The sequence below is a fragment of the Rhodococcus sp. ARC_M5 genome, from assembly GCF_022810405.1.
Taxonomy (GTDB): Bacteria; Actinomycetota; Actinomycetes; order Mycobacteriales; family Mycobacteriaceae; genus Rhodococcoides; species Rhodococcoides navarretei.
Genome location: NZ_JALGQE010000020.1, coordinates 69936 through 81759 on the forward strand (window position 1 = coordinate 69936; position 11824 = coordinate 81759).

Consider the following 11824-nt stretch of genomic DNA (forward strand, 5'->3'; position numbering starts at 1 on the left):
GTCCCCGGCGTCTTGATAGCTGTGGCGGAGGTGGATTTTCAGTCTGGCGTCCAGCAGCGATGGACCCTCGAGCGGGTTGGTGTCTACCGGCCAGCGCGGATCCGAATGTGTGGGACCACGTGTCGAAGCAATGTGTGCCAGGAGGTCTCTGTGTACCGCTATTGCAGCGCTGTAGCGCGTCGCAATATCTGCGGTCATGGCAAACAGGTCGGGCGGCACCTGATGTTGGCCGCCGTTTGAGTCAGCGGGCCGAGACATACTTTCTACGTGTTGTCAGCATTGCCACATGCTAGCCCATTTCCGAAAATCGGCACCGTTCTCGCGTTCATTTAAGCCACGGTCAGTCAACGAAGTTAACCGCAGACGGCGTTAAGGTAACGGAGTCTGCGCATTCGGTCCGAACCACGTCTAACTCAGAACCGTTGTTGCACAATCATATCCAATGCGTCTCTGCTCAGTTGACCCGTCACAGCCCGATCTCGTTGACAGCGTTGCCAATGAGAGGCGCGTGCTCGCGGCGATAGACCTCGACAGAGTCGAGGCTGGCGTGGCCGGTCTGCCGGGCGATGGCGGATCCGTCGGCTCCGTTGCGGGTGCCTTGGGTGACGAACCCGGCGCGCAGGGAATGCCCGCCCAGCTTGGCGAGCGCGGTCGGGTCGAAGCCGGCGTGGTGGGCTCGCCGGCGGATGGTCTGGTGGATCGCTGCTCCGGACAGCGGCTTGGCACCGAGGTTTCCGTTTTTGGCGATTGCGCGAAACAGCGGCGCGCGAGCGGCGGTGCGAGGTACTCCCTCACTGCACACGTGCGCGTCGAACGGTTCGCGATTGCGGAGTAGCCGGATCACTGATGGCCTGCCGCCGAGGTCGAACGCAGCGACGACCTGGACCCATCGGACGTACGCGCAGGGTGGGCAGGTCTCGTAAGAGTCTGTGTAAGGCAGTGCCTTCATCGCTCCCCTGCCCTCTTGGTCGGTCTTCGACTTCCGCAGTCGGATGTGCAGACCGTCGTGTCGATGCACAGCGACGTCTCCACAGACCATCTCCGACAGCTCGCTACGGCGGTACGCGCCGGCGAACCCCAGCAACAGGATGGCGGAGTCACGGCGTTCGAGGACTTCGTCCGCCCATCCGCGGCACCGTTCTCGGGAGGTCCCGACGAGGAGTTTGATGTCGTCGACCAGTAGCGGGTCTCGCGGGGTGCGGGGTCGGTCCCCAGCCAAGGCATACTCCCGCCGGATACCGGACAGGGTGGCGGCGACGAGTTCGTGGGCAGTCGGAGACAGATGGCCTGTTGTGCGGTGCTGGTGGTTGATCGCGGCGATCCAGGTGCCGAAAGTGGCGACGGCGTAGGCCCGCTCCCCTGTTTCCGTGCGGGTGTCCGCGGCGTCGACAAGGTAGGCGGCAACAGTGATCGGGTGCGCCGGAAGCGTCACGTGACCATTCGACTCGCACCAGCTAGTGAAGCGTCTCCACGCGGCCGCATACGTCCTACGTGTTCCCTCGGAGCGGGAGGACTGCACGGCGCTCGCGATGCGCTTCGCGACGGCGGGTGGGATCTCCGGCTCAACCGCCACGGCCCCGATGCTTTCAGGCATGCCGACCGCAGGTGTCCGGGTTGGTCGAAAGTCCATCAGAGCAGCTTAGCGCAGGTCACAGACACGCCTGCAGCGTAAAACTGTGCTGAACTGGTGTTTCACCCCAGACGCTGCGGAAAATGCAATTTACGTGGGTCAACTCCATTGAACTATGGGTGACAACGAAGGCGGGATGAATGTCCCTGCTAATCAACTTGAAAGAGCCGCCGTAGTAGACCCCAGTTTGATCCGGCCCGGGGCTGCACCAGGCGATCTTGGCGGTCGTTGCCTCCCCCGGTAGTTACAACGACCGTCCGTTTCGCGTCTGCTTTTTGGGGCCTCGAAGTGTGGGATTCCCTCGTGGCCGTGGGGCCCGCCGTTACTGCGGTATTCCACCGAATCATTGGTTGCGTTCGGGCGCAGTCGTGGTTCCGACCGTTCCTACGACTTAGACAGGGAACAGCCTCGCGGTGCGGCGCTGTGTCTTGGGTGTCGGTAAGACGCACGTTACGCACCTTGAGAATGGTTGCCGGCGGCGCTTGTGGACGCAGTCAACCGTCAAGTCCTCATCCTCGACGCTGAACTCGCCGCAGGCTGAGTCGGTTGCAGCCGACGAGTCGCGCGACACCCCATAGGTCATCATCTTGTAAGACGACCGTCCAACCTGTTGTGATGAATGCCAACGCTAGTGATGATAGCTATCGGAGCTCGCAACGCTAGCGGTACTGACACCGGGCATGATTTCGCCTGGGTTGAACAGAGCGCCCAATCCGTACGTGATCACAGGCTCGCGAATGTTCGGTTTGCGATGTTGCTGTCTGGCGCAGTCCGTCGCAGTTATCTCGCCTCTCAGTTCAATCCGCCGAACCGTGGGTCCGGCGGATTCGGCTGACGCACTGTGGAGCAAGGTGTTGCAAGGCTCTGCAACGCCAGCCCTGTACAGACACTCTTGGGCTTCGGCATACGCGAGTGCTAGGCCATCTAGCATTGCTATTTATCCTGCTGAGGGCGGTTGCACGTGAGATTCGCCCTGCGCGCAGACGGGCAGTTAACCGGGTTCGCTCCGTTCGCGTTCTGTTGAGCAGTAATTGAAAAGGTATGGGTGCAATGATAGCTAGCGGAGCTAGCAAAGGATGCAGAGCGAGCGGAGCGCCGGTACTTGCGCTAACGTAGCTGGCGTAGCTAGCAAAACAACGCTAGATAGGCGTGGTGCACTAGTTGCGAGTGCTACACAAGCGGTGCTTGCGAGGCAAGTGAGAGTTGCTCGTCGAGCACGTTTATCTAGCGTAACTAGATCCGCTTGGCTAGATACGCAAGGTACTGCAGCTCGGCGTGCAAACAGTGCGAGACGAGCGAAGCGAGCTACGCAAGCGAGCCAAGCACTCGTCGCAAGGTTCGCTCCGCGTGTTAACGCAGCACACGAAGCAATTGGCTATAGCGTAGCGAGCCAGAAGGCTTGCAGGGCATAGGTCCAGGGTGCGAGCCAACGCAGTTTTCCTCGGAGAAAAGTTCGTTGGCCTTGATCCTCAAACAGAGAAAGGAACGCGAATCCCAATGTCGACGTCGTCGAAGCAACCCAGGAAGTTCGCGATATGTAACCAGAAGGGTGGGGTTGGGAAGACAGCGACAACACTCGGATTGGCGAGTGCATTGGCGGACAAGGGCAAACACGTCCTCGTCATCGATATGGATCCTCAGGCCAACGCGACGACCGGTCTGGGAGTCGACGTTGATGACGACATGCGAACTACCTTCGACCTGATGTCGGTCACTGGCGAGGGTGCAGCAGCGGATGCGGTAGTAGCAACCGAATGGGATCGGGTCGACCTGATCGCGGCGACTCAGAGCCTCGCCAATCTTGAGGCTGACGGTGCAAACGACTTGATCTTTCGGTTGGATATCGCGCTTGAGGGTGTCGATCTGTCGCCTTACAGTGCAGTTTTCATCGACTGCCCGCCGTCGCTTGGAAAGTTACTTTTCGCGGTCCTCTGCGCCTGCGACTCAGTCATCGCGGTCACCGAACCCACCATCGACAGCGTGCGAGCGATTACCAAGGTTGAGGAAACCATCACCAACGTCAAGCGGCGTGCGAACCCTCGTCTCGAGCTCGAGAAGATCGTCTTGTCTAAGAAACGAAGGACCTCGGAGCATCAGTATCGCGAGGACGAGTTGCGTGCTGCATACGGCGAATTGGTTGCAAGAGCGGGGATCCCGGAGCTGGCGGCGCGCCAAGACGCTCATAGCAGCCACACTCCCATCCATTCTTACAAGGGAGGCCGGGCGATAGACCTGCAAGTCGCCTACGACGCCCTGTTGAAAGAACTGTCTATCGACCTCCTAGGAGAGCCTGCCGCATGAACGCACAACGCGAACCCGCCATCCGCCGCCATCCGGCTGCAGACCTCCCTTCGCGACCGACCGCTTCACCCAGGCGCGTTGGGCTCGAAGCACAGCAAGAATCAACCGGTTCGCCGAGCGTCGACGTTCCGACCAGTGCTGGCGGTATCAGACCGACAAACGAGCCCACTCTTCCGGCAACGAACGAACCGTTGGCTCAGCACAATGCGCGGCCGGCGGCAGGACCAGGCGCGGAAAAATTTACTGAGCAGCACAATGTGCGGATACGGAGTTCTACCAAGCTTCGTTTGAACAGAGCCGTCGACAGGCTGCGGTACGAGACAGGGGACCGATCAATCAGTATTGCTTCCTTGACCGACGCAGCGCTCTGTGAGTACCTCGACAAGCGGGGCATCTAGACCGTTGAATGAGGATGCCCGCTTGCTGTGCTAGCTAGCGTTGCTAGCACAGCCCTTTTGGTCACCCATAAGTATTCAGTCACTACATGTGCGCGATGGCAGACCTACGGCGGGACCGAGACTTCAGGCACCCCCACCGAGGCTCGGAGTCCTTTTTGACGATCGTTTATCGAGACACCCCGCGGCCGAATCTGTCAGTTTCAAAAGACGGCTGCACTCTTTGCAGGCGTTTCGAGGATGAGTGCACGTGTCTTCTGACATTCTGATGTCGGAAGTGCGGTGCACGGTCGCGCGTTCAGCTCTCGGTGACAGGGAGGCTTGTGATGGAGCTCGACGTCGTGGAGACCGGTGTGCTGACGGCGTCGGGGGAGCGGTGGGCGCAGGCAGAGACCCGATTCGCTGTCTTGGCTCCCTTGCTGGAGATGCATCCGGTGCGTTTGGCAGCGGTCGATGATGCGGCCGAACGACTGGGGTTGTCGCGTCGTCGGGTCTATGCGTTGCTTGGCAAACTCAGGGACGGGACAGGTACGGTCACCGATCTTCTGACGAAGGTCTCGCCGGGTGGGCGTGGCCGCAGCCGAGTAGCGGCTGAGGTCGAAGAAGTGATCGGCGATCATCTCACCCGATATTTTCTTCACCGCCAGAAGCTGAGTATCGCTGCGCTGCACCGACGTATAGCACTGGCCTGTCACCGCGCGGGTCTGCCAGTGCCGGCCAGAAATACCGTCACCGCACGAATCGCCGCGCTCCATCCGGCATCGGTGGCCAGGTCACGCGGAGGACCCGATGCCGCCCGCCCACGTCAGTCCGCCGGCGACAGTCCACCGACGGTTTCGGGGATTCTCGATCAGGTCCAGATCGACCACACCGTCGTCGATCTGATGGTCGTCGACGAGTACGAGCGGCAACCGATCGGTCGCCCCTACCTGACGATCGCCATCGATGTCCTCAGCCGTTCCGTACTCGGGTTCGTCGTCACTCTGGAGCCGCCGTCGTCGATATCGGTCGGGTTGTGCCTGGGCCGCGTGTGCTGCGAGAAGCAGACATGGCTGGAGGCATGCGAGCTCGCGGAACAGGTGCAGTGGCCGATGGCAGGGAAACCGAAACAGTTGTATCTCGACAACGCCTCCGAGTTCAAAAGCGAAGCGCTGCGCCGCGGATGCGCCCAGCACGCCATCACACTCGAATACCGTCCTCCGGGCCGACCGCACTACGGCGGGATCGTCGAACGCATCATCGGAACGGCGATGACGGCGGTGCACGAGCTGCCTGGGACCACCTTCTCGAACCCAGCGGACCGAGGAAGTTACGACTCGGACAAGCATGCGACGTTGACATTGCGTGAGTTGGAGCGCTGGCTGGTCCTGGCCATAGCCTCGTATCACGCGAGTGTTCACAAAGGGATCGGGAACACTCCGGCCGCCGTGTGGGCCGGCGGGGTCGCCGCAGTTGGTCATGCCCCTCGTGTGGTGCTCGGCGAAACCGCGTTCCTGGTGGACTTTCTTCCCGTCATCCGGCGACGTCTGACGCGCACGGGCTTCGTCCTCGATCACGTGCACTACTTCTCGAACGCGCTCAAACCGTGGGTTGCGCGGCGAGAGGACTTGGGACGGTTCGTGATACGACGTGACCCACGAGATTTGAGCAGAATCTGGGTCCTCGAACCAGACGGTGCCGGCTATGTCGAGGTGCCGTACCGGACGATGTCACATCCCGCAGTGACACTGTGGGAGCACAGAGCTGCTATCACCCGTCTCCGCGAACAAGGTCGGTCGAACGTCGATGAGAGCGCACTGTTTTCGATGATCGAGCAGATGCGCGAGGTCACCGACCGCTCGCAGAAAGCCACCCGCAAAGCCCGGCGCAACCGCGCCCGCCGCACACACCTCACCGGCACCGCGTCTGCACCGATCCCGGCGATCCACCCGCCGGTGGAGCCTCGAGCGGACGCCGGCACCGCAACACCGGTCTTCAGCGACATCGAGGAATGGTGACGCGATGACCGCATCGACAGGAAGCAGCGACGAAACCACCGAGTCGTCCAGCGAGGATTTGGGGCACCTGCGGGAGTCGGTTCGACCGCTCACCGCACTCGACGACGCGGACCGGATCCGGTTGATCCGGTCGGAGAGGTGGATCGGGTATCCGCAGGCCCGTACGGTCATCGACCATCTGGAGACGTTGCTGTCGTGGCCGGACCGACAGCGTATGCCGAACCTACTGTTGCTCGGTCCGACCAACAACGGCAAGTCGATGATCATCGAAAAGTTCCGGCGCACTCATCCGCCGATCAGCTTGTCCGACCGCGAGGAGATACCGGTGTTGTGCATGCAGATGCCCCCGGACCCGTCACCCGGCCGGTTCTACCTCGCACTGCTCACAGCGTTGGGAACACCGACCCGACCACGCAATCGGGTCCACGAACTCGAACAGCAAGCATTGATGTTGCTCCGCGGCACCGGCGTGAAGATGTTGATCATCGACGAGCTCCACAATGTTCTCGCCGGCCGTGACAACGTCCGCCGCGAATTCTTGAACGTGCTGCGGTTCCTGGGCAACGAACTACGCATTCCTCTTGTCGCTGTCGGAACCCGCGACGCCTACCTCGCCATCCGGACCGATCCCCAGCTGGAGAACCGATTCCACCCCATGACTTTGCCGGTCTGGACCAACACTGCCGACACCAGATCACTGCTGGCCAGCTTCACCACGAGCTTCCCCCTCCGCACACCCTCGCACCTGACATCACCGGAGATGACCGACTACCTCCTCACCCGCTCCGAGGGCACCATCGGTGAACTGACAACGCTGCTCACAGCCGCAGCAGTGACCGCCGTCGACAGCGGAGAGGAAGCGATCACCTCATCGGTGCTCACGCGCACTCCGTACCTCGGCCCCACGGAGCGACGCCGCCAGTTCGAACGCCACCTCGCATGAACGCGCGGCTCGCGGCGATGCCCGATGATGCGTACGTTCGCCCGTGGCCGCTGCACCCGCAGCCACTGCCAGGTGAGGCCCTCTCGTCCTGGTTGGCCCGGATATGCGAGCTGTATCCGCACATCAGGCCCTCTGACCTGCTTGCAGACCTCGAAACCGATTGTTCTGTCGAGGATCTCGACCGCTACACACCGGAGCCGATACTTGCCGAGCTGGCCGGTCGCGGCGCAGTCCCGGTAGAGAGGGTGCGGATGATGACGTTGGCGGGGTGGACACCGTGGCTGCTCGACAGCACCGACCCCGCCGACTGCGACTTCGACACCTACGTCCACCAATTCTCGATCCTGCTACCGGCCGACCTCGCGAGGGAGGATCGACGACGCCGCACACCCACGAGCGAAGCATGGTTGCCGTGGGCGAGCACTCCGCGCAGTCGGGCATGCCCGGCATGTATCGACAGCCTCGAATCCACTGCTGATATCAACATGACTCTGCTGCACCAATATCCGGTGCTGAGCAGCTGCCTCGACCACCGTTGTCGACTCGAACCCTGCTCTGCTTTCCCTGGTCATGCAATCTTCTGGGATCAGGTCCGGTTCGGTTCGCATGAACGGGTCTCGCCCGTTCCGGTTCCCTCAGCGGTCACGGACCTCGATCGGCGCAGCACCGAGGCTCTGACGACGGGATGGGTGGAACTCGGCCCAGGCCGGGTACATGCCGCAGTGTGGTTCCGGCTTCTGCGCACCGTCGTCGACGAAGTGTCCACGCCACTGGTTCGCACCGGACGGTGGGCGACGAGGCTCGTTGCGATCTGGAAGGCCGCCGGTCGGTCTCGCCCGCTCCGGACCGCGTGGGTTCCGTTCGAGGACCTGCACTGGGACGAGCAGGCGACAGTCCTCGAGGCCGCAGCGATCGGCATTGCGATGGTCGAGAGCGGTGAGATCGATGCCGGCGGTGCGCACGCCTCTCTGCTGAGCCCACGACCCTATGAGCCGGTCGATCCCGGGACAGCTCCGACGCGCTCGTCTTATTTCGCACCTGAGCGCGATCTGTGGGCTGACGCGCACGCTGCGGCCGAGGCCGCCATCGCGGCAGCGCGCGTCGATCCCGCATCCGCCAGTTCGTTGTACAACTTCCTGCGCTGGGGGTGCCGCACCGCAGCGGAGCTGGATGAGACGGTGCAACTGTTCCTCGACCACGGGATCCCGCTGCACCATCCGCCGACGTAGCTATCGCCCGATGGAGCGGGGTCGTCCGCGACGCATGCGCGGCGACAGCCGAGAAGCCCGTTTTCGCGCCGGGGTCATAGTCACCAACGTTGTTTGTGCGGTGACCGACGAGAATTTTCCTTCCCGCACCGTCCTTGAGGAAACGCCAGGTGAGCGTAGTTTCTGTTCGATAAATGTGTAGGAGGTGCCCGCTACAGTCCTGCATATGACAGAACGCCAGCTCGCGGACGGCTCGAACACGGTTCCGGCTGCGTGTCGGGTGGTGCGGCGGTGTTTCCTGCTTTACCGCCGGAGGTTGCCGCTCGGATCGAGCGCTCGATCGCTGCGTCTCGCTCCGCCGGCGCCCGGCGGGCCTACGCCTCGGCGTGGAGACGCTTCGAAACCTGGTGCGCCGCCACCGGGTATATCTCGTTACCGGCGCATCCCGCGACGGTGGCGGCCTATCTCGTCGCCGCCGGCGGACACGCTCACCGTCGACGACGGGATGCGGGCGTATGCGCCGGCGACGTTCGGCAAATGGATCGCGGCGGTCGCGCGGACGCCACCGCGCTACCAGACACGACAACCCGGGCGGGCACGAGATGGTCCGCGCCACCCTCGCCAGTATTCGGCGGGATTACGCGTCGGCGGGCGAGCGGCCACGCAATCCACGCGCACCGCTGCTGACCTCCGACATCACCACCATCGTCGATCATGCACGTCTCAGTGTGACCGGGTGGGCGTCGGAGGTCCTCAAACGGCGCGACACCGCGCTGCTTCTGATGGGCTATACCGGCGCATTTCGTCGTAGCGAACTCGTGGCGCTCGAATGCGGCGGTGTCCGCCGCGACCGCCTCGACGGTGCGCACGTACGGATTCGGGCGTCGAAGACCGATCAGGACGGCGTCGGGGCCTTCAAAGCCCTACCGTTCACCGGCCGTCACGAATCCTGCCCGGTCTGCGCGTGGGTACGTTGGCTGCAGGTCGTCGCGGCGTCCTCCACGTGCACCTCGCTACGTCGACGACCCAACGCCGCCGGATCGCGGTGATCGACGGCACCCATTCCCGGCAGCTGTTACCCCCTCCGGGGCGCGCGGAGATCGTTCGGGCTGCGCTGGACGTGGCGCGTACGGCGCGCCTGCACGAGCTGGCAGCCGTGATCGGCGGCATCATCGCCCGCCTCCCCGAATCCGGTTGGCCGTCAGAACTGTTCGCGCGGCGAGACGCCCGCGTCCTGATCTTCGCCTCGACCGGTCTGCCGTACACCCAGATCGCGGCCCTGCGGCACTGCAATGTCACCGCCGATCCAAGGATCGACGCCCTTCGTATCGACACAGGCCGCGGCGTCCACACTGTCACTTCCCCCGGCACTGACGGGGGCGGGGTATCTCGCCGCGGATGGTGTATCAGCGCTTGTTGGAGGTGCTGGGCCATCGCACGCGGTATCCGAGTACCCGAATGCTCTCGATGCCGTGGGCGGTACCGGACTCGGCGGATTCGACCGGTACGTCGATCCGGCCGATCGGCAGCCGCTGTCGACTGCGATCGACCGGTTGGGCCACACCCCGTTGATTGCGACCCCACTCACGTCCCGTGCGGTCGCCGACATCGTTCGAGCCCACCTGGACGGGCGAGTACCTGTGCACCGACTCCACTCGGTGCAGGCACGGCAACCGAGCGCACAGCTCGTCCCGTAGCCCGCCTCGGCTTCGGTACTCGACCCCGGATACTACGAATACGGGACCCAGGCACGCCGGGACGCGCACGAGCTACTCGGTGGCGTCGATTCAACGCTCGACGACCGTGCGGATGCACTGCTGAAGCGGCTTCTCGCGTTCGTCGAGGCAGAAGTACCGGAATATGGTCGGCCGCGCGTGCCGCGCCCATCGTACCTGCCCGTTCAGGACACCTTTCGGGCGTGAAGACGCTCGACGAGACCGAGAGTGAACCGGTCGATGTCCTCGATGGAGAAGCTCTCGTCACCGGTGATCGCGAGCGAGGACCGTCGCAGAAAGTGCACGCCACCGATCGGGATGCTCACCAGTTTCAGGGCGCGTTGGATCCATCGAACCGGCCGGATCGACGAGGCGACGTGATCGGCGGGGAGCATTGTTCCACCTGGACGCAGCACTCGCGACATTTCCGAGAGCGCGATGTCCGGGGCTGGGATGGCGCAGAGCGAGAACGTGCACACCATGGTGTCGAAGGATGTATCGGGGAAGTCCAGAGCGTGAGCGTCCCCGAGCGGCGGGTGCGCATCCGGTCTGACGTCGGTGTGGGCGCGAGCCGTGTGGTCACGACATTGGTGGTCATTGAGGCCAGGTGCACTGCATCGACAGCAGTCGTGTTGGAAGGTCATTCCGGCGTTCGAGCAGGTGGTGCAAGGACACGTGCCGAGGTATACGCCACCCTCTCCTTGATTGATCGTACGGATGTACGTACATTATGGATGAGGCTAGTCGCCAATTCTGACAAACGTCACACTCGGGAGGAATGAAATTCCCTCGTCCGCCCCGAGTCGGCGAGTGCCGGACGGCTGAGGAGGACGTGATGGTCGGCAACCGCTGCGGTGGCGCTGTGAGTCGTTGCGCCTCGCTGGATCAGTCGGTTGCGATGCCCCTGGTCGCCCAGTGGAATGCCGCCCACTTCACCTCCACCCCGCAGGAATCGGAACCGTGCGCCTCGACGCACAGAACCTGCAAAAATACCCCACGGGGTACCGTGGATTCTTGACACCCATACGAACGCCGCCACGATCGACAAGGAGATTTCGATGCTTCTCGAACGCATCTACGACGAAGACCTCGCCCAAGCCGGATACTTCATCGGCTGCCAGGCCAAAGGAGAGGCAGTGGTGGTCGACGCCCGCCGCGACATCGGTGTGTATCTGGATCTGGCCGATCGGCATGGCATGACCATCACCGCCGTGACCGAGACCCATATCCATGCCGACTACCTGTCCGGCACTCGCGAGCTGGCCAAGGCCACCGGGGCGGTCACCTACGTCTCAGGAGAGGGCGGCGACGATTGGCAGTACGGCTTCGAGGCCGAACGCCTCCACGATGGCGACACGCTGGCTCTGGGCAACATCACCGTGCAAGCCGTTCACACGCCCGGTCATACCCCGGAGCACCTCTCGTTCCTGGTGACCGACGGTGCCTTCGCCGATGCTCCGGGATACATGTTGACGGGCGACTTCGTCTTTGCCGGTGATCTCGGCCGCCCGGACCTACTCGACGAAGCTGCCGACGGTGTCGACACCCGTTTCGAGGGTGCCAAACAGATCTTCCGCAGTCTGAAGCGGTCGTTCGTCACGCAGCCAGATCATATCCAGGTCTTTCCGGGTCACG

At 62.9% G+C, this 11824-nt stretch carries 10 protein-coding genes; 6 read left to right on the forward strand and 4 right to left on the reverse strand.

Going from position 1 to position 11824, the window contains the following annotated elements:
- Positions 1-466: 466 nt before the first annotated feature.
- On the reverse strand, positions 467-1630 hold the full coding sequence (locus MTX34_RS22365; protein WP_243597319.1) for an integrase: 1164 nt from the start codon (positions 1628-1630) through the stop codon (positions 467-469).
- A gap of 1497 nt (positions 1631-3127) precedes the next feature.
- Between MTX34_RS22365 and MTX34_RS22370 the strand changes: the two genes are divergently transcribed.
- The 5 genes from MTX34_RS22370 (at position 3128) to MTX34_RS26065 (ending at position 9523) form a co-directional block, all read left to right on the forward strand.
- On the forward strand, positions 3128-3931 hold the full coding sequence (locus MTX34_RS22370; protein ID WP_032407517.1) for a ParA family protein: 804 nt from the start codon (positions 3128-3130) through the stop codon (positions 3929-3931).
- A 721-nt stretch (positions 3932-4652) separates the two neighbouring features.
- Positions 4653-6323, forward strand: a complete 1671-nt coding sequence (locus MTX34_RS22375) for a Mu transposase C-terminal domain-containing protein (RefSeq protein ID WP_243610848.1) — start codon at positions 4653-4655, stop codon at positions 6321-6323.
- 4 nt (positions 6324-6327) lie between these two features.
- Complete coding sequence (locus MTX34_RS22380; protein ID WP_243610849.1) at positions 6328-7266, forward strand: TniB family NTP-binding protein; 939 nt, start codon at positions 6328-6330, stop codon at positions 7264-7266.
- Positions 7263-8495 carry a TniQ family protein gene (locus MTX34_RS22385; RefSeq protein ID WP_243610850.1) on the forward strand — a complete coding sequence of 411 codons (1233 nt, stop codon included), beginning with the start codon at positions 7263-7265 and terminating at the stop codon, positions 8493-8495. The genes MTX34_RS22380 and MTX34_RS22385 overlap by 4 nt, the downstream gene beginning before the upstream one ends.
- Positions 8496-9076: 581 nt before the next feature.
- Positions 9077-9523 carry a hypothetical protein gene (locus MTX34_RS26065; protein ID WP_308198557.1) on the forward strand — a complete coding sequence of 149 codons (447 nt, stop codon included), beginning with the start codon at positions 9077-9079 and terminating at the stop codon, positions 9521-9523.
- Between the two features lie 152 nt (positions 9524-9675).
- On the opposite strand, the gene MTX34_RS22395 is transcribed toward MTX34_RS26065, so the two are convergent.
- The 3 genes from MTX34_RS22395 to MTX34_RS22405 form a co-directional block, all read right to left on the reverse strand.
- Positions 9676-9825, reverse strand: a complete 150-nt coding sequence (locus tag MTX34_RS22395) for a hypothetical protein (RefSeq protein WP_155289453.1) — start codon at positions 9823-9825, stop codon at positions 9676-9678.
- Positions 9826-9880: 55 nt separating this feature from the next.
- On the reverse strand, positions 9881-10036 hold the full coding sequence (locus tag MTX34_RS22400) for a hypothetical protein (RefSeq protein WP_155288742.1): 156 nt from the start codon (positions 10034-10036) through the stop codon (positions 9881-9883).
- A gap of 338 nt (positions 10037-10374) precedes the next feature.
- Positions 10375-10833 (reverse strand): class I SAM-dependent methyltransferase, encoded by a 459-nt coding sequence (locus MTX34_RS22405; RefSeq protein ID WP_080733148.1) that lies wholly within the window; start codon positions 10831-10833, stop codon positions 10375-10377.
- A gap of 414 nt (positions 10834-11247) precedes the next feature.
- Between MTX34_RS22405 and MTX34_RS22410 the strand changes: the two genes are divergently transcribed.
- Positions 11248-11824: MBL fold metallo-hydrolase (locus tag MTX34_RS22410; protein WP_206510259.1), on the forward strand; the 577-nt coding region annotated here is incomplete at its 3' end.

Excerpts from the sequence above, each read along its gene's own strand:
- MTX34_RS22365 (WP_243597319.1), bottom strand. The coding sequence starts at position 1,630 with ATGGACTTTCGACCAACCCGGACACCTGCGGTCGGCATGCCTGAAAGC.
- MTX34_RS22370 (WP_032407517.1), top strand. The coding sequence starts at position 3,128 with ATGTCGACGTCGTCGAAGCAACCCAGGAAGTTCGCGATATGTAACCAG.
- MTX34_RS22375 (WP_243610848.1), top strand. The coding sequence starts at position 4,653 with ATGGAGCTCGACGTCGTGGAGACCGGTGTGCTGACGGCGTCGGGGGAG.
- MTX34_RS22380 (WP_243610849.1), top strand. The coding sequence starts at position 6,328 with ATGACCGCATCGACAGGAAGCAGCGACGAAACCACCGAGTCGTCCAGC.
- MTX34_RS22385 (WP_243610850.1), top strand. The coding sequence starts at position 7,263 with ATGAACGCGCGGCTCGCGGCGATGCCCGATGATGCGTACGTTCGCCCG.
- MTX34_RS26065 (WP_308198557.1), top strand. The coding sequence starts at position 9,077 with ATGGTCCGCGCCACCCTCGCCAGTATTCGGCGGGATTACGCGTCGGCG.
- MTX34_RS22405 (WP_080733148.1), bottom strand. The coding sequence starts at position 10,833 with ATGACCTTCCAACACGACTGCTGTCGATGCAGTGCACCTGGCCTCAAT.